Source organism: Enterococcus sp. LJL128, from assembly GCF_056924295.1.
On record NZ_JBXPBP010000026.1, the window covers coordinates 19,566 to 37,651 of the forward strand.

An 18,086-nucleotide genomic window follows, 5' to 3' on the forward strand; every position below is an offset into this window, starting at 1 on the left:
ATGAGTGTTTTGGATATGTCTTTTATTGGGTTATTATCTAGTGCTATCCTCTTTTTGTTATTCAGTTTCCTTTATCTGTTCGTCAGCCTGTCGACAGGTAAGAAAATCAAGGCCTTGAAAGGGCGAAAAGTTAAGAATAAGAAAAAGCGGAAAAAGCTTATTCGTGCTCGGAAGAAGCTAGAGAAAAAAAGAAAGAATCAATTAATGGGTGTAGTTATTTGTCTGCTTGTTGGTGTATCTAGCGGTGCTGGTGCGTTTTATGCCCGTTATTATCAGCTAACCAATTTGACAGCTGATGATGCTTCGGCACTTGCGAAAAGCTACTATTTAATTGATGAAATGGACAAGCAGCTGGAATCTGTGGAAAACGGAGCAGGTGCTGAAAAGACGGTAAAGAATTTGAAGGATTTAACGTCGCAATTAGGAAGCGTCACTGTTCGAATTGCTTCAGAAGGATTGTCGGAGGATGGACAGAAGCTGCTTAATCGGCATTTCTCGATGTTAAAGAATTTAGCGGTAAATATTAGTACCTTAAGCAGTGAGAATCTGGAAAATGCCGAAAAACGGGGAGAGTACCGCAGCGACATTGAAAAGGTGAAGGAACACGAGCAAAAGGTATTTAAAAACTTCGGTATTAATGAATCTTCGCTGAAACAGAAGTAGTAGTGGTGCATGTAGATGAAAGAAGAAAAAGTAAAAAAAAGAACAAAGAAACGCTCGTCTCTACCTGGTAATACTTCATCTGTTAGGAAAAAACGACGAAAAAAAACGATTGAAAAAAATAAAATCAGCGAAAAAAGGGAAGTCTCTACCACTAAAAAGAGCGATAATACAAGGCAGAACGCTTCTCCAAATGGTAAAGCTGCATCAGGAAAGAAGAAGCAGGGAAATCGTAAAGCTGTGGCTGGTAAGCGTAAAGGTACGAATCGAAAGAAAAGTCTGCATAAGAAGAAAAAGGGACATTCGCTGTTTAAGGACGTACTGCTTGCTTTCGCTATCACTACATTACTATTTACTATTGTTATTGGTACTAGTTTTCGTTTTCCGAAAATGACGGGCTATTCAATGGCGATCACAGTTAATGACAATGACCGACTAATTGTGAATAAGTGGAAAGGCATCAAGCGTTTCCGCCTAGTTTATTTTAAAGATCCTAAAACGGGAGAGAAAAGTATTAAACGGGTAATTGGTCTCCCGGGAGAACATGTGGCCTATAAAAATGATGAACTGTTTATTAATGATAAACTGGTTCCTGAGCGTTTTCTGGAAGCAATTGTAGCAGAGGCCAAATCTGGCGGGTATATCCTCACAGAGGATTTTACGCTGCAGCAGATTTCAAAGCAGCTATCAATTCCAAAAGACCAGTATCTTGTTTTAGGGGACAATCGAAAATACTCAGTGGATAGCAGAAATTACGGATTAATTAATAAAAAGGATATTATTGGAGTCGTTGAGCTAAGGCTACTGCCATTTCATACAGCGAGATACTTCTAGAGGGAAAAACAAGAGGGCAAAAAAATGACAGAAAAGAAAAAAACAACCAAACATAGAACAACTGAATCACCAGATAGAAAGCGTCCCTTTGTTTTCCGGGGAAAGGAGCCTCATCAGATACTTAAGAATGTTTTCTTCTTATTCTTTGTGATTGGCGCCTTTCTTTTTTTTATCTACATAGGGACCCATGTGGTGAGTGGTGAATCGATGGCACCGACATTCGCAAACGGTGACCGTGTGTTTGTCCGAAAAGGAGCAGCACCTGAGCGCTATGCGATTATCACCTTCCACCCGGAAGAGGAGAAGAACGAGACTTACGTCAAACGAGTCATTGGGATGCCTGGTGATGTTATTTGGCTGGAGGAGAACAAGCTGTTCATTAATCATCAAATGAAGACGAACAACCCTGTCGCCAGCAATACGGACAAGCGGGCCATTGATCTGCCGGATGGAACAGTAAAAGTTAATATTACAGTAGACGTTGAAGCGCAGCTCAAAAACATGAAAACTATTCCTGCCGGGCACTATTTTGTCTTGGGAGACAACCGTAATCATTCCACTGATAGCCGTTGGTTAGGCTTAATCAAAGACGAACAAATCGAAGGGGTTGTTGTTTTCCGTTATTTTCCGTTTACTAAACTAGGCGGCGTTCGTTAGTGAGAAAGAATAAGAAAAAATGAGGAGCAAGTACATATGAAAATATTAAGACAAAACAGAAAGGTTCTTGCCTTTGGAGCAGCGAGTGTACTGCTTCCTGTTTTCATTATGGCAATCTGTTATTACTTAAATGGTATTTACTACGGAAGTGATCGGACCGTGCTGGCAAGTGATGCTTTAGTTCAATACTCGAATTTTCATGCCACGATGAACAACGTTCTTCATGGCAAGCAAGATCTTTTTTATACCTGGAGCGGCTCTTTAGGACTGAACTTTTGGGCGCTGTCTGCGTACTATCTAAATGGAATTTTTACTCCGTTAGTTTATTTCTTTGATAATATCAATATGCCGGATGCCTTGTATGTAATTACGTTAGTGAAGTTTGGTGCAGTGGGCGGTTCTTTCTGGTTTTTTGCTAGGAAGACCTTTAAGCTATCTGAGTGGCTCTATCTTGCTATGAGTGTCTGTTATGCTTTGATGAGCTATGCAACGGCGTATTCTGAAGTGATTATGTGGCTGGATCCCTTAGTATATCTACCACTGATTTTCTTAGGAATTCATCGATTAATGGATGAAAAACGTCCGGCATTATTATTTTTCAGTTATTTACTGCTGTTTTTATCGAACTTTTATATGGCCTTTATGATTGGAGTTTTCAGCTTCCTGTACTTTTTCTGTCGACTGTTAACTGATCATAAACGCTATGTTTCCCGAATTGGTTCGTATTTACTTACATCTATCCTAGCTGGTTTGGCTTCGATGGTAACAATTTTACCTACAATTCTAGATTTAAGCAGTAATGGAGAGAGTTTGGATAGTTTATCTGCCTTCTGGCAACGGAATACAGGGGCTTGGGATTTGATTACTAAAAGTATGGTTGGTGTTTATGATACAAGTAAGTATGCCAGTGCGCCGTTTATCTATATTGGTTTGTTCCCTTTACTCTTTTGCTTATGGTATTTTATCTCTAAAAAAATTCCTTTACTTAATAAACTGCTGTATGGTTCGTTATTTGTTCTGTTGGTTGCTAGTGTCTATATCTCCCCACTAAACCTTTTCTGGCATGGTCTACATAGTCCAAATATGTTCTTGTATCGTTTCAGCTTCCTATTCTCTTTCTTAATCATTTTACTAGCAGGTTATGGACTAGAGATATTTGAGAAGGAGGATGTTGATCGTTTTTCTACAAGCTTATTAGTGGTAATCGGAATATTTTTAGCGGCTTATTTTTTAGTTAATCGCAGACGTTACGGCTATTTGACACCAGAGTCGCTGATATTCACCATGGTATATCTTATTCTTTATCTAGTTTTATGGATAGGTATCCAAAAGGGAAAAGGGCAATCCTTGATATTTGCACTGTTGTGTCTGGTTATGCTTACAGAAACGGGTGTGAATGCGTACTATATGGTTGACGGTATTCGTTCAGACTGGGGTTATGCTGCTCGAACAGCTTATACCAAGAATTATGAAAATATTGATCAGCTTGTTACTCAGACCAAGGAAAGCAACGATCAGTTTTACCGTATGGAAAATCTGACTGGTATGTTTAATGACAGCTTTAAATATGGCTACAGCGGTGTAACAATGTTTTCATCTATTCGAAACCGACACTCTTCTCAATACTTAGATCAGCTGGGGTATCGGTCGAATGGAACCAATCTAAATATTAAATATCAAAATAATACACTGGTGATGGATGCTTTAATAGGAATTAAATATAACCTTTCAGCAGAACGGATTAGCAAGTTTGGCTTCAAAGAGGTTGGTAAATCCGGGAACTATCGTCTATATGAAAATCAATATGCCCTGCCGTTGGGTATGCTTACGGATGAGGGCATTTATGAAAAAGATGCCGTGGCAAATCAGACCGAATTGCTTCGTTATCTATCAGAGGAAGAAAACAGTGTCTTTAAAGTTGCGGAAATTGAACAGACTAAGTTGGAAAACGGTATAATGAATCGAAATGGAGAAGAGGTACAATATGTTCGTGAAAGTGCTTCTGCACCGTTAATTATTAGTTGGGAAGTAGAGGTGCCAGCTAAAACACAAGCCTACATCAGTCTGATGCCTACGACTCTTGGTACTTACAATCGTGGAACTATCAAGGTGACGGTTGGCAGTCGCACTCTTTCAGGTGATTTGCTTTCAGATGGTCAGTATTACGATTTGGGCTACTACGAAGAAGCCAAAACGGTTAAGGTGAAGGCGTCTATTACGAATGAAGAAAGCTCTACCGTTCGCATGTTTAAGCCAGATGCTCTATTGCTAGACACTGATCAATTTGATCAGATGATGGAGAAAATTCAACAGAAGAGTGTAAACTTTAAGGTTGACGGCCGTACAGCAGAAGCCACCGTTGAGTTGGCAGAGAATCAGGTCATCTTAACGACAATTCCTTACGATAAAGGCTGGAGTGCTTATATTGATGGGAAAAAAGTAGAAATTCCGACCTTTAAGGAGGCACTGCTGACCCTTCCTGTAGAAAAAGGGACCCATACGATTAAGTTTGTCTACTTCCCTCAGGGACTAAAACTAGGGATTGGCTTATTTGTAGGAAGTAGTGGTGTGTTCGTGTTCTATCTACTTTATTTAAGAAAACAGAAAAATGAGGGGAACTAATATGAAAAAAATAATCAGCGGTCTTGTACTACTTGTTGTTTTTCTTGGCGGATGTTCCGCTAAGCTCTCTGAGGAAAAGGAAGCTTTTTCAGATAAAGGAGTTTCCTATGATATCCAGCTGATTAGCGGCTGGGAGCTGGATCCGAATCCAGTGGAAAAATACGGACAAAGCGCAGTAATCGGCGCTAGTGATACTAATAGTAATTCTTTTATGTTTGTCAGCACCAGTCGTTTAGATGAGACGGATATGAAAACCTTCGCTAAAGAAAGGCGCAAGGAACTGGCAAAAACCTACGGCTATGATGATGCAGAAGATATGTATATGAAGACCTTGGAATGGGGCGGGAAAGAAGCCTATAAATATACAGCTTTTACCAAGTTCAGCAAGATAGAGGTGTGGGCGCATATTTACTACCTGCAGACAGATGATACCATGGTCCAAATTGTTTATTATTCTGCCGATGACGGCGGCTATAAGAAGCGTTCAAAAATCATTGAAGAATCCGTTCTCTCTTTAGAGCAGACGGATGTTGATCCTGACTGGCAGGAAGAGACAGAGGAAACAACAGAAGAAGAAACAGAAGGTATCGGTGTGAAAAATGAGCAAGTGGCGTTTGACATTCGCGGATTCCAGAAGGCAAAGGATGCTGATGGCAACCAGTTGATTGTGATTCGCTACAAAATGAAGAATTTAGGCGAGACGGCAATCTTACCGGAAGTCTTTGATAAGAGCACCGTTCTAACGCAAAATGAGAAAACTTTAACATCAACTGAACTGCCTGAATCGGAGAGTGAAAATGAAGCAGGCGATTTATGGAAAAAAAGAGAGAAGCAGATCGAACCAGGGAAGAGCGGAGAAACGGTTAGTGTTTACCGATTAGATAATGAAACAGACGTGGTAACGCTGACCTTCACAGAAACAGAATTCCCAAATCAGGATCCTGTTACACTAGACTTATCACTACTTTAAAAATAGAAGGAGAAAGTATATGAAAAAACTAATTCCTATTCTGGTGCTAGGCTGTCTATTGGCAGTTGGCTGTGGAAAAAAAGAGGATTCGACATTAGCTAATCTTTCTAGTGAGGATAAAGCTATCGTTTGGGAAGAGAAGAGAGAAAAATGGTTTGGCAAATTTGATTATCTTGAGATTAATCAAACAGAAGCCAAAGAACTGATGACTGATAAATTTAAGGTGAAAATTCCTGATCTTTATGAGGGAGCAGAAGCGGTCTTTGATGAGCAGCTAAAGAGCAGCGAAACAACAAAAGAAGCCCCTGTATGCGAAATTGTCTCTACCGGAAATACGTTAAGGTTTACAACAGCCTACCCTTATAAATGGGCAGGTGGAAAATATTACGCCTATGGAAAAGTAGAGTTAAGCTACGAGTGGGATTCAGAAAACGAAAAAGCGTATTTAAGGTATCAAGAAGCCAAGCTATATCATTATTCAGAAGATGGCAAGCTCTACATGGCTGAACCGCTGAAAGCAGTCGAAGATTTTGCCAAGTTGGTGAAAGTAGAGGATATTGAAGAGAAACTGAAAAACTTTAAATCAGATTATGAAAAAGCTGCTGAAGGTACCTTGTATTTTGAGCAAAGGCTAGATGATCCAATTAGTAGAAATATTAATATAATATTTAACAACAAAGGTAACATAGAAAGTATTGTATTAGCTATAAATGATAATAGAATAATGTAAGTTGAAAGTGAGTGGGACAATAATCAGATTTTCTTCAGACTATTGTCCCACTCACTTTCCTACGATTAGTCAAGAGGAAAATAGAAAAATAATTTTTGTAGATCATCGTTCAACGAGAACTAGTCCAATGAAGAGTAAACCAAATAACCCAGGTGAATCGCTGAAATTTTTACCTGGGCTGTGATGAGTAACCTCTTGCCTGCGCCGGCTGTTATCGTCAAAAATCTTTATCCGGCTGACCATTTTGGTGGCTTTTCATTATTCTAAACTCAGCCATAAAGCGGGACGTATGCCGCCGCTGTTATCTCCGGTTAATGGATGACAGTCTTGACTGTTGTAGTTAAAGGTACCATTGCCTTGAATGCCAATAGTGCCGTTGCCCCAGATGTAAACAGCTCTCCGCTTGTCACGGCCGGTTGAGCGAAGCCACCACCACCAGCTGTAGCCGTCAAGCTGCGCTCTTCTATTGACGCTGTTTTCATCTTTTCTTTGAAACCAGTATTTTTGATTCTTTCCCGGATGATAGAGCAATTTACTGCTGTTGCCAAAATAATAACAAGCGGCTTCTTCAAGGCTCAGCAAGAAAATTTTGTCTTCCGTATCCTCTCCGCCTGTGGTGCCATACCACTGATTGATTGGATTTTTATTGGTTACTGCGGCAATTCTAGCTTGATCAGCTGCATTAAATTGGTGCAGAAATTCAGTATTTAAGTACTTTCTTAATGCACAAGTTTCCCATGTAACATCTTCAGCCTTATCATGAAAGGCCTGTTGTCCCACCATATCTTCTGCCAGCAGCAAAGCATGCTCATTTTTTATGTCAAGCACTCGCCATTGATAGCTGCCGAATACAGTTTTATCACCGATTTTCATTATTTATCCCCCTTTAATACAAGAAATACACGATTGATTTTTAATGGATACATTCATTGTACTAAAGGAGCTATTCACCTGTCAGTAGTCAGAAGCAATTTTTGACAGTGTCAGGTGCGGTCTCCTGCTTTTTTGATAGCAACCCATATCTCCTGTCTGTCATTTTGCATATAGCTTTCTATTACAGGGATATCGCACAATACATAATCAGAGCTTGGCAGCCACTCGCTATAGAATTGCTGATAGAGAAGCTGGGTGGCTTCCGGTAGTTTTCCGTTTGCTGTAATGATAATCCAGGTTGAAGCTGGAATGGTGACTTCCTCCATCCCTGCTAGTGGTGCAGCATAGCGTACATCAGGAGCGTCAACATAATTAGTAACGCCAGTCAAATAGTCAACAGTATTTTCTGAATCATGAATGCTTGATCCGATGAAGCCAGCAGGTCGATAATCCGTCTGCTTAAACAGTTCAATCAGCTGTTCTATTTGTTTGGAGCGCCATAGGGTTTCCCACACTTGGGGAACCGACTGATAAATGGTTTCTTTATCCAGCTTGTGGATAAATCCAGCTATTGAAAACTGCGGCCAGTCTTCAATAGAATAGTTCATATTAAAATCCCCCTTGACAGTCAATTCAAAATGCAATTTTGAGGTTGACCTTAAGGAATGAGGAGCCTTTCTTGCCTCGGAAGGAAGAACCCCGTGAAATTTTTTAAAGGCCCGGGCAAATGAATCCTGAGAATCATATCCGTAGCGGTTGGCAATTGTACCAATGGATTCTTTGGTATGCTGGACGGCGACACCAGCTTTGGTCAGGCGCCGTTCTCTAATATAAGAGCTTAATGATTTGTCGGCAATATAAGAGAACATTCGCTGAAAATTATAGATAGAACAATTAGCTAGTAGTGCGATTTCGTCATTATTGATATCCCCTTCAAGGTTTGCTTCGATGTATTCGATTACCTCGTTGATTTGTTTCATCCAATTCATAAGTAATTATCTCCTTTTTTAGTATCCACATCATATCATAATTCGTAAGGGAATCATTCGACTTTTTATGTCGGATATTATCGAAAAGGTCAAAAATTGCCATACAAAAAAGTTGAAGACTGCAAATGAAAAATAGAAATATAATCAGTTGAGATGACAGGAATGCTTTTTGTTTTTGATAACAGGAATGTGTTAAAATAGACAATAGAGCTAAAGAAAGAAATTGGCTGCTAAGATGTACAGAAGCACTCAGAAGGCGGCTGATTTTTTTATTTTTATGAGAAAAGAGTATAGAGTGCTGATTTTGTTTGAGAAGAAAAGATTGAATTCTTATTATAAAAGATAAAAATGTACTGCGCTGCTGTGCAGTCAGATGGAGGAGGAGAAAGATGCAGTCTGTTATCTTTGATTTTAATGGAACCTTATTTAGTGATTCCTATTTACATGAGGAAGCATGGCAGCAGTTTATTCAAGAGCTGATTGGGCGTAAATTTTCCCAAGAGGAATTTAGTCAGGTTCATGGTCGAACGAATCATTTGATTATAGAAGCAATCTTAGGAAAGCCGCTGACGAAAACAGAGGGCGAAGAATTATCTGACCGCAAAGAAGCACTTTACCGCGATTTGGTAGTGAAGGAAGAGCACCAACAGCTAATTCCAGGAGTGGTGGATTATTTTGAATTTTTGAAGGAGCATAACTTTCCTATGAATATTGCGACTGCTTCTCCCAAGGTCAATCTTGATTTTTATTTTGAGATTTTTCAACTGGATCGCTGGTTTGATTATAATCAGGTAGTTTATAATGATGGCATCTTGGAAAGCAAGCCGGCTCCGGATTTTTATATTCAAGCCGCTTTAAATATTAACGCATCGCCAAGTGAGATGATTATTTTTGAAGACTCGCTCATTGGATTGACTGGTGCGGCAAATGCTAAAGCAAAACATATTGTTGCGGTAGCTACTGACGAAAATCATAAGCAACTGGAAGAAACTGGGCTAGTTGACTTTGTTATTGATGATTTTAACGATCCACGGATTAAGGAAATTTTATTACGTTAACTTTTGTTGAATCTTGGACGTTTACTAATAGCAAATGCGAGCCAAAATAATGGAAGATAATTGCTTTAAACACTCGATATGAAAGGAAGTATAAAGAATTATGCAGTATCCTGAACCAATAGCCAGGTTGATTGAAAGCTACATGAAACTGCCGGGAATAGGGCAGAAAACAGCGACTCGATTGGCTTTTTATACAATAGATATGAAGGAAGAAGATGTTAATACGTTTGCAAAATCGCTCATTAGTGTGAAGCGTGATTTGCACTTCTGTAGTGTTTGCGGAAATATCACAGAGGAAGATCCCTGCGATATCTGCAAGGATACCACGAGAGATAGAAGTACGATTCTTGTAGTTGAAGAATCCAAGGATGTTATGGCAATGGAAAAAGTACGTGAATATCATGGACTATACCATGTGCTTCATGGTGTCTTGTCGCCAATGGAAGGAACTGGACCAGAAGATATTAATATTCCTTCGCTGATTCAACGGCTCCATGATGATGAGGTTCAAGAGGTCATTATTGCCACGAATGCGACAACTGAGGGAGAAGCTACGGCGATGTACCTGTCAAGACTAATTAAACCGGCAGGGATTAAAGTAACACGTCTGGCTCATGGGTTGTCTGTAGGCAGCGATATTGAGTATGCAGATGAGGTGACTTTGCTAAAAGCTGTAGAAGGCCGTAGAGAACTATGATTGGGATATTAGACAGAGGTGCCTTTTTCAAGTAAAATAAGAGTATTATAGAATATTGTAAAATAGTGAGCTAAAGAGAGTATGGAGGCACAAGAGTTTGCAGGGATTATTTATAACAATAGAGGGCCCGGATGGAGCCGGAAAAACAAGTGTTCTGGAGGAATTGTATCCAAGGCTGGCGTTGGCAGCTGAAACAAAAATAATAAAGACCAGAGAGCCGGGAGGAATTCCGATTGCAGAGCAAATCCGCCAGATTATTCTGGATCCGAAAAATGGAGAAATGGATGCACGGACTGAGGCACTGCTGTATGCAGCAGCTAGAAGACAGCATTTAGTTGAAAAAGTATTCCCGGCTCTTGAAGCAGGCAATATCGTTCTTTGTGACCGCTTCGTGGATAGCTCGCTGGCTTATCAAGGGGCAGGTAGAAAAATTGGGGTAGCTCCTATTTTAGCGATTAATGAGTTTGCAATCGAAGGAACAGTTCCTGATTTTACTGTTTATCTAGATGTAGACTCAGATACCGGATTGCGCAGGATTCAGAATCATCGGCAAAATCAGTATGACCGTCTGGATTCTGAAGGGCTCGAGTTTCACCAGCGCGTGCGACATGAGTATTTGAAGCTGGTTGAGGAGCATCCAGAGCGGATACAAAAAATTGATGCAAGAATGAGTTTAGAATCAGTAGTAGAACAAACGTTTCAGGCGATTATTAACCGCTATCCAAAACATTTTAGAAATTAGAAGGGTGATGTCAGATGAAAATTATTTTAGCAATTGTTCAAGACAAAGACAGCAACCGTTTAGCCAATGAGTTTATCGATGCCAACATCAGAGCAACGAAGCTTTCTTCAACGGGTGGCTTTCTAAAAGCAGGAAACAGCACATTTATTATTGGTATTGATGATGAGCGTCTGGATGAAGCGCTGGAACTGATTAAGCAGACCTGTCAGTCCCGTAAACAGTATGTATCTGCACCAGTGACTTTGGATCTTACAATGGAAGGACAAGTACCCTATCCAGTTGAAGTGGAAGTTGGGGGCGCAACAGTCTTTGTACTTCCAGTAGAAGGATTTCATCAATATTGATTATGAAAGAGTATCAGCAATTAGAACAACAGCAGCCTTTGCTGTATAAACAGCTGCAGAATAGTTTTAAGCATGGTCGAATCGCCCATGCTTATCTTTTTGAAGGAGATGCTGGAACGGGAAAGCGTGCATTTGCCTTGTGGCTGACAAAAAAAAATTTTTGTACCAACATTATTGAAGACAATCCCTGCAATCAATGCAGCAATTGTCTCAGAATCAACGCTGGTGAACATCCGGATGTTTTGTTAGTCGCTCCTGAGGGACAAACCATCAAGGTGGATCAAATTCGACAGCTTAAATCAGAGTACAGTAAGAGCGGAATTGAGACAAAGCAAAAAGTTTTTATCATTGAGCAGGCAGAGAAAATGAGTATTGGCGCTGCCAACAGTCTTTTGAAATTCTTAGAAGAGCCAGAAGGACAAGTCACTGCACTGTTAGAGACCGAATCGATTGGTAAGATTCTGCCGACGATTCAATCCCGTTGTCAGATTCTGCATTTTCAGCCGTTGGATGGGAAAAAAATGGTCGGTTTATTGAAAGCAGAAGGAGTCGGTGAAAAAACAGCTGTTCTTTTAGCTTCATTGACAAATAGTTTGGAGAAAGCAGTTGAAATCTCTCGGGATGAATGGTTTAATGAGGCTAGGGAAATCATTGAACAGTGGTTTGATTATCTTGTTAAGGACGACCTTCAGGCATTCATTTATGTTCAAAAGAGAATGCTGAAAGTCTTCAAAGAAAAAGAACAGCAAAAGCTGGGCTTTGATTTGCTGCTGGCGTATTATCGCGGGCAGCTGACAAAAATCCTGACTGAAAAGCGCTCAAAGACAGAAATCAGACAAACCGCTCAACGAGTAGAGCTGATTCTGGATGCCTATCGGAAATGGGAAGCCAATGTCAGCTGGCAAAGTGTTTGCGAGCAGCTGGTCATCCGAATGATTCACCCGAAACTATCTATAGGAGGATAATAATGGTTGAAGTAGTAGGCGTTCGTTTTAGAGAAGCCGGACATATATATTACTTTTCTCCTGGTAAGGCAGAGTATGTCTATGATGAAAAAGTCCTCGTAGAATCTCAACAGTCTAAGCAAATTGCTACTGTAGCTATACCTAAAAAATCTTTTGATCCTGAGGATCTTCCTGAGGAATTGAAGCCGATTTTAAATAAAGCCACTTCCAAAGATTTGGAGAAAGAGCAGAAAAACATTGACGATGCCGAAGCAGCTTTTTCAGTTGCTAAAGGAAAAATCAGTGAGCATAAACTGGAAATGAAGCTGATTCGTGTAGAATATACATTTGATCGAAGCAAAATGATTTTCTATTTTACTGCAGATGGCCGCATCGATTTCCGAGAACTCGTTAAGGATTTAGCGGCTATTTTCAGAACACGGATTGAGCTGCGTCAGATTGGTGTTAGAGATGAAGCGAAGATTCTTGGTGGAATCGGTCCGTGTGGTCGTCAGCTGTGCTGTTCAACGTTTCTGGGAGATTTCGTTCCTGTTTCGATTAAAATGGCTAAAGACCAGGGATTGTCGTTGAATCCAATCAAAATTTCTGGTTTGTGCGGACGTTTGATGTGCTGTTTGAAGTATGAGAACGATGAATATGAAGCAGCGAAGAAGGAGCTGCCGGATTATGGTACGGAAGTTTTGACGCCGGACGGTAAAGGAAAAGTTATTGGTCTGAATCTTTTAAGCAGAGTTATAAAAGTACGGTTATTCGGCAGAGAAACACCTGTTGAATACGATTATGAAGAGCTTAAAGAAGCAATGGAAAACGCTGCATCGGAAAAAGGTGATTGATATGGATAAACGGTCACTATATGATGGGTTAAATTCGTTGGAAATTGAGTTAAAAGAAACCCTGCTGAGACTTGGTGAGATGAAGGATGGTCTTCACGAGCTAGTTGAAAAAAACACAACGCTGGAAATCGAAAATCAGCGTTTGAGAGAACATTTGCAGGAGCTAAACCAGATTGCTCAGGCTGAAGCGGACCCTTCAAAACAGGAGTTATCAAAATCAAGAATGAATTTGGAAAAACTTTATGAAGAAGGTTTTCATGTCTGCAATATTTTATATGGTTCCCGTAGAGAAAATGATGAAGAATGTGCTTTTTGTTTGGATGTTATCTACGGAGAACGCAGTAAATAATCTGAAGTTTAGAGATAAGTAAAGATTTAGAGAAGTCATTAGCTGAATGAAAAAGTAGAGGGGTCGGGATGGTAATAAATCCCGGCCTCTTTTTAGTTAAGGATGAATAGAGAGGAGATTAGACGAGTGCAGAAACAAAAAAGTTATGGCGAGACTGCTAAAGGAAAACTTTACTTAGTTCCTACGCCGATAGGTAATCTGGAGGATATGTCGTTTCGCTGTATTCGCTGTTTGAAGGAAGCCGCTGTTATTGCCAGTGAGGATACACGCAATACGAAAAAGCTGCTGATGCATTTTGAAATAGAGACACCTCAGATAAGCTTTCATGAGCATAATTATAAGGAACGGATACCTAAGCTGCTTGAACGACTGCTTTCAGGAGAAACGATTGCTCAGGTAAGCGATGCCGGTATGCCTTCAATTAGCGATCCTGGGCACGAGCTAGTGCTGGCTTGCATTGAAGCGGCAATTGATGTGATTCCTTTGCCGGGGGCTTCTGCTGGAATAACAGCATTGATTGCTTCAGGCATTACGCCTCAGCCGTTTACTTTTTATGGGTTTTTACCAAGAAAAGCAAAAGAACAAAAAACTGAGCTTGAGAAGATAAAAAATCTTTTCTCTACTCAGATATTTTATGAATCTCCATACCGTGTACTGGCAACATTGAAAAATATGAAAGAGATATACGGCGGGACAAGAAAGGGCGTTTTATGCCGGGAGTTGACCAAACTGCACGAGGAATTTCTCCGTGGTTCTCTTGATGAACTGATTGATTATCTAGAAGAACATACAATTAAGGGAGAATGCTGTTTGATTATTGCTGGAAGCGATGGTGAGGAAGCAGCAGCTGATTTTCCGGAGTCGCTTAAGGAGCATATCGATGGTCTAATAGCCTCTGGACTAACTTCTAAAGAAGCAATTAAGGAAGCTGCTAAAGTCAGAGGGATTAAGAAGCAGGAAGCTTACAAAGTGTATCACGTTGATTGAGGTTGAGACAGAAGCGGTTAGCTTCAAGCAATAAGCCGGGATTTACGAAAATTACTCCACAAATTTTTGCTAAGTCCCGGCTTATTGCTGAATAAGTTGTTTCTATCTCGCCGTTTATTCGGATTTAAGCGTACGAAAAGTTTGAAATTAAGTTCTGTCTCAGACTCGATTTAGCTATGAAAAAGCTGCGCTTACAGCTGCTCGCTGCAGTTTTTCATAGAGAAACGCTGCTCATTTTCACCACTTATTCGGATGTAAAAAAAGAAGAGCTTGGACGTTTTCTATGTTCAGACTCTTTTTTTTGTTGTTATGTGATAAAATATGACGCGTTTTATAACGAATTGACAGAAAGTTTTCAATATTCAATGTTTTTACTAGTAAAAATTAAAATAAGATGTTAGAATATCTAACATAATCAAAATGAAGGTTGATTATAAAACTGAATTGGAGGGAATCAATGATGGATATGGCAAGTGTTGCATTTATTATTATTTGTACAGGGATGGTCTTTTTGATGACACCCGCCCTAGCCTTTTTCTATGGCGGCTTGGAAAGAAGAAAAAATATTCTTAACACAATGATGATGGTTATTTGTGTGATGGGGCTGGCGTCGCTTTTGTGGATTATTGCCGGCTATTCTCTTTCATTCAGTGGTGAGAATGCTTTTTTTGGAAATTTGGATAAGGTATTCTTTCAAGGGGTGTCGATGACGGAAGGAGAAGGGATACCTGAAGGGTTGTTTGCTGCTTTTCAAATGATGTTTGCACTGATTACAACTGCAATTATTACAGGATCAGTGGTAGGGAGAATGAGATTTTCGGCAATCTTTTTATTTATCGGGCTATGGTCAGTGATTGTCTACTATCCAATGGCTCATATGGTTTGGGGCGGCGGCTTTCTTGATGCAATCGGTTCAGTCGATTTTGCTGGGGGGAATGTTGTTCATATCAGCTCAGGAATTTCAGGGCTTATTCTGGCAATTGTTGTCGGAAGAAGACGGGAGTATACCCAAATGGATTACCGTCCGCATAATATTCCTTTTGTTGTTTTAGGAGCGGGTTTACTGTGGTTTGGCTGGTTCGGGTTTAATGCCGGCTCTGCATTGGCTCCAGACGGCTTAGCGATTCATGCGCTGCTGACGACTAATACGGCTGCAGCAAGTGCAATGCTGTCCTGGATGCTGATTGAAAAAATAGTGAACGGAAAACCGACTGTTGTAGGTGCTTGTACGGGCGCAGTCGTCGGACTTGTGGCAATTACACCAGGAGCCGGGTTTGTATCACTATGGAGCTCGATTGTAATCGGAGCATTGGTCAGCCCATTTTGCTATTACTTTATTTCTGTGATAAAACATACCTTTGGTTTTGATGATGCGCTTGATGCGTTTGGCTGTCATGGCATTGGCGGGATTTTCGGCGGGGTTATGACAGGAATCTTTGCAGACGCTTCTGTAGGCGGAAAAGCAGGACTAATTTATGGGGAAACCGGACTGTTTGTCGCTCAGCTTGAAAGTATTGTTTTTACGTTGCTGTTTGCAGGAACTGCAAGCTTTCTTATTATTAAATTGATTCAGCTATTTATGCCAATTCGAGTTAGTGCTCAGGAAGAGGCGCTGGGGATGGATCGCATTGAACATGATGAGACTGCATATCCGACGTTTACGGGCATGGATTCTTAATTAGGAGGATAAGACAGATGAAAAAAGTAGAGGCAATTATTCAACAGGAAAAACTGGAAGAGTTGAAGTATGCGATTGATCACGATTTTGAAGCTAGCGGGATGACCGTTACTCAGGTTTTAGGCTGCGGCCGACAAAAAGGGCTAAAGGAATATGTGCGGGGACAGGAAGTTATTACGACTCTGTTGCCAAAGGTCGTGGCTAGTTTTATTGTAGAAGATGATAAGGTAGAAGAAGTTATTGCCCTGATTTTAGCTATTTGCTGTACAGAAGAAGTGGGAGATGGGAAAATTTTTGTTTATCCTATTGAAGAAGTCATCCGCATTCGAACAAAGGAGCGGGGCAGCCAAGCAATTTAAAGGTTTGGTTAAACATCAGCCCAAATGAAAAGGCAACAGGAGCTTCTGGATTCAGGCTTATGCTTTGCTGATAGTCAGAAGAGTCTTTTCAAAACGCTGTAAGGTATTATGATAGAAGAGATTCTTAGTAAATCAGTATAGGACTATATATGTCTTATGCTGATTTTTTTGTACGCAAAAAATGAAGGAGCTGTTAAGATCTTCTCAAGGAGTATTCTATTGTTTCTGAACAAATGTTCGTTTATAATGGAGGGAAGGAGGCGGAGGGATGAGCGAGCTGCGGTTTCCGTTAAAGAAAGATACATCAAGAAAAATCATTCATATCGACATGGATGCCTTCTTTGCTTCTGTTGAGGAACGGGATCATCCCGAATTAGTGGGACATCCACTGGTGATTGCACGTCATCCAAGTGATACAGGGGGCAGAGGAGTAGTAACAACTGCCAACTATGAAGCAAGAAAATATGGTATTCACTCGGCGATGAGCGCACAAAAAGCTTTTGAGCTTTGTCCTTCGGCTATCTTTAAAGAAGGAGATCGACACAAATATTCTGAAATCTCTCAGCAGATTCGTGAAATTTTTAGACGTTATACGGATATTATTGAACCTGTTTCGATTGATGAAGCCTATCTGGATGTAACAGAAAATAAAATTGAAAGCAAATCGGCGATTAAGATAGCCAAGCTTATTCAGCGGGATATTTGGAGAGAGCTGCAGCTTACCTGCTCAGCTGGCGTCAGCTATAATAAATTTTTGGCAAAGCTGGCTTCTGATTTTCAAAAACCAAAAGGGCTGACGGTTATTCTTCCTGAAGAGGCAGAAGAGTTTCTAAAGGCACTGCCGATTGAGAAGTTTCACGGAATTGGCAAAAAAACCGTACCGAAGATGAATGACCTGGGAATTTATACTGGAGCGGATCTTTATAAAATGGATGAAATGACGTTAATACGGCATTTTGGTAAAATGGGTTATTCACTTTATAGAAAAGTGAGGGGAATTCATGATTCACCTGTCAGCACGACAAGAGACCGAAAATCAGTAGGAAAAGAACATACATATGGGATACCGCTGACGACAGAAAATGAAGTGACCACTCAGCTAAGAAATCTGTCGGAGCGGGTAGAGCAGTCTTTGCGGAGAGTTCAGCGCCATGGAAAAACCATTGTACTGAAGGTTCGCTATGCAGATTATACAACTGTGACCCGAAGAAAAACTTTACCAGAGTATATTGTGACCAAGGAAGCATTATTTTATCAAGCAAACCTGATTTGGGAAGAGGTAGGCGGACTTGAACAGGGGATTCGTCTGCTGGGAATAACCTTGACAAACCTTGATCCATTATCTTACGAGAATATTGTTTTACCATTATGGGATACATAAGCCGTTAGTGTGATTGAGATTGTTCAGCAGGGGCAAGTTCGACGAAAGGCTTATCTTAAGTTGTGTTATAGAATAAAAATTGAATGGGAAAGTAGAGCTTGGAACAAAAATCAGGAATTGCTGGTTTTGTTTCAAGCTCTTTGATTTTATTCAGCTTTTTGCCCTACCAACACAATTTGACGTGAAACGAAAAAAGGGGCTGTGACATTAGTATGCCTCAGCCCCTTAAAACCGGATAAACGGTGTTTCAGAAGTAACTTCTTCGACAATAAGGCGGAAATTCGCAAAAATTTGTAGAACAATTTTCGGAATTTCCGCCTTATTGCTTGAAGCTGAACACTTCGGCACTGACCCCCAA

Annotated in this window: 19 protein-coding genes; 17 read left to right on the forward strand and 2 right to left on the reverse strand. The window is 40.4% G+C overall.

The genetic code is table 11. The annotated features are described in order from the left end of the window. The 6 genes from AC1Z3K_RS18220 to AC1Z3K_RS18245 are packed head-to-tail and all read left to right on the forward strand — an operon-like array spanning window position 1 to window position 6,473. Window positions 1–663, forward strand: coding sequence for a hypothetical protein (locus AC1Z3K_RS18220; RefSeq protein ID WP_461733527.1), 663 nt, complete (start codon window positions 1–3; stop codon window positions 661–663). Window positions 664–678: 15 nt separating this feature from the next. Beyond that, window positions 679–1,494 carry a signal peptidase I gene (gene lepB / locus AC1Z3K_RS18225; RefSeq protein WP_461733528.1) on the forward strand — a complete coding sequence of 272 codons (816 nt, stop codon included), beginning with the start codon at window positions 679–681 and terminating at the stop codon, window positions 1,492–1,494. Between the two features lie 24 nt (window positions 1,495–1,518). Continuing rightward, complete coding sequence (gene lepB, locus AC1Z3K_RS18230) at window positions 1,519–2,151, forward strand: signal peptidase I (RefSeq protein WP_426084023.1); 633 nt, start codon at window positions 1,519–1,521, stop codon at window positions 2,149–2,151. Window positions 2,152–2,187: 36 nt separating this feature from the next. Beyond that, a complete protein-coding gene (locus AC1Z3K_RS18235) occupies window positions 2,188–4,773 on the forward strand; it encodes a YfhO family protein (RefSeq protein WP_461733529.1) in 2,586 nt (861 codons plus the stop codon). A 1-nt stretch (window position 4,774) separates the two neighbouring features. Beyond that, window positions 4,775–5,743: a DUF5067 domain-containing protein gene (locus AC1Z3K_RS18240; protein ID WP_461733530.1), complete on the forward strand. Its 969-nt coding sequence runs from the start codon at window positions 4,775–4,777 to the stop codon at window positions 5,741–5,743. Window positions 5,744–5,762: 19 nt separating this feature from the next. Then, window positions 5,763–6,473 carry a hypothetical protein gene (locus AC1Z3K_RS18245; RefSeq protein WP_461733531.1) on the forward strand — a complete coding sequence of 237 codons (711 nt, stop codon included), beginning with the start codon at window positions 5,763–5,765 and terminating at the stop codon, window positions 6,471–6,473. A 258-nt stretch (window positions 6,474–6,731) separates the two neighbouring features. On the opposite strand, the gene AC1Z3K_RS18250 is transcribed toward AC1Z3K_RS18245, so the two are convergent. Next, window positions 6,732–7,346 carry a DUF6273 domain-containing protein gene (locus AC1Z3K_RS18250; RefSeq protein ID WP_461733532.1) on the reverse strand — a complete coding sequence of 205 codons (615 nt, stop codon included), beginning with the start codon at window positions 7,344–7,346 and terminating at the stop codon, window positions 6,732–6,734. 110 nt (window positions 7,347–7,456) lie between these two features. Next, window positions 7,457–8,335, reverse strand: a complete 879-nt coding sequence (locus AC1Z3K_RS18255) for an AraC family transcriptional regulator (RefSeq protein ID WP_461733533.1) — start codon at window positions 8,333–8,335, stop codon at window positions 7,457–7,459. Between the two features lie 389 nt (window positions 8,336–8,724). Here AC1Z3K_RS18255 and AC1Z3K_RS18260 point away from each other — a divergent pair, with 389 nt between their 5' ends. The 11 genes from AC1Z3K_RS18260 (at window position 8,725) to dinB (ending at window position 17,728) form a co-directional block, all read left to right on the forward strand. Continuing rightward, entirely contained in the window at window positions 8,725–9,393 is a 669-nt protein-coding gene (locus tag AC1Z3K_RS18260) for an HAD family hydrolase (protein ID WP_461733534.1), read from the forward strand. A 100-nt stretch (window positions 9,394–9,493) separates the two neighbouring features. Next, on the forward strand, window positions 9,494–10,090 hold the full coding sequence (gene recR / locus AC1Z3K_RS18265; protein WP_426083972.1) for a recombination mediator RecR: 597 nt from the start codon (window positions 9,494–9,496) through the stop codon (window positions 10,088–10,090). 97 nt (window positions 10,091–10,187) lie between these two features. Next, window positions 10,188–10,832, forward strand: coding sequence for a dTMP kinase (gene tmk / locus AC1Z3K_RS18270; protein WP_426083971.1), 645 nt, complete (start codon window positions 10,188–10,190; stop codon window positions 10,830–10,832). A gap of 14 nt (window positions 10,833–10,846) precedes the next feature. After that, window positions 10,847–11,176: a cyclic-di-AMP receptor gene (locus AC1Z3K_RS18275; RefSeq protein ID WP_426083970.1), complete on the forward strand. Its 330-nt coding sequence runs from the start codon at window positions 10,847–10,849 to the stop codon at window positions 11,174–11,176. Between the two features lie 2 nt (window positions 11,177–11,178). Beyond that, window positions 11,179–12,141 carry a DNA polymerase III subunit delta' gene (gene holB / locus AC1Z3K_RS18280; protein ID WP_461733536.1) on the forward strand — a complete coding sequence of 321 codons (963 nt, stop codon included), beginning with the start codon at window positions 11,179–11,181 and terminating at the stop codon, window positions 12,139–12,141. 2 nt (window positions 12,142–12,143) lie between these two features. Further along, window positions 12,144–12,974, forward strand: coding sequence for a PSP1 domain-containing protein (locus AC1Z3K_RS18285; protein WP_426083969.1), 831 nt, complete (start codon window positions 12,144–12,146; stop codon window positions 12,972–12,974). Between the two features lies 1 nt (window position 12,975). Then, complete coding sequence (locus tag AC1Z3K_RS18290; RefSeq protein ID WP_426083968.1) at window positions 12,976–13,323, forward strand: DNA replication initiation control protein YabA; 348 nt, start codon at window positions 12,976–12,978, stop codon at window positions 13,321–13,323. A gap of 126 nt (window positions 13,324–13,449) precedes the next feature. Next, window positions 13,450–14,310: a 16S rRNA (cytidine(1402)-2'-O)-methyltransferase gene (gene rsmI / locus AC1Z3K_RS18295; RefSeq protein WP_461733535.1), complete on the forward strand. Its 861-nt coding sequence runs from the start codon at window positions 13,450–13,452 to the stop codon at window positions 14,308–14,310. Between the two features lie 460 nt (window positions 14,311–14,770). Further along, window positions 14,771–15,988, forward strand: coding sequence for an ammonium transporter (locus AC1Z3K_RS18300; RefSeq protein WP_426084040.1), 1,218 nt, complete (start codon window positions 14,771–14,773; stop codon window positions 15,986–15,988). Window positions 15,989–16,005: 17 nt separating this feature from the next. Continuing rightward, window positions 16,006–16,347, forward strand: coding sequence for a P-II family nitrogen regulator (locus AC1Z3K_RS18305; RefSeq protein WP_426083966.1), 342 nt, complete (start codon window positions 16,006–16,008; stop codon window positions 16,345–16,347). Window positions 16,348–16,615: 268 nt separating this feature from the next. Then, a complete protein-coding gene (gene dinB, locus AC1Z3K_RS18310) occupies window positions 16,616–17,728 on the forward strand; it encodes a DNA polymerase IV (protein ID WP_426083964.1) in 1,113 nt (370 codons plus the stop codon). Window positions 17,729–18,086 lie beyond the last annotated feature (358 nt).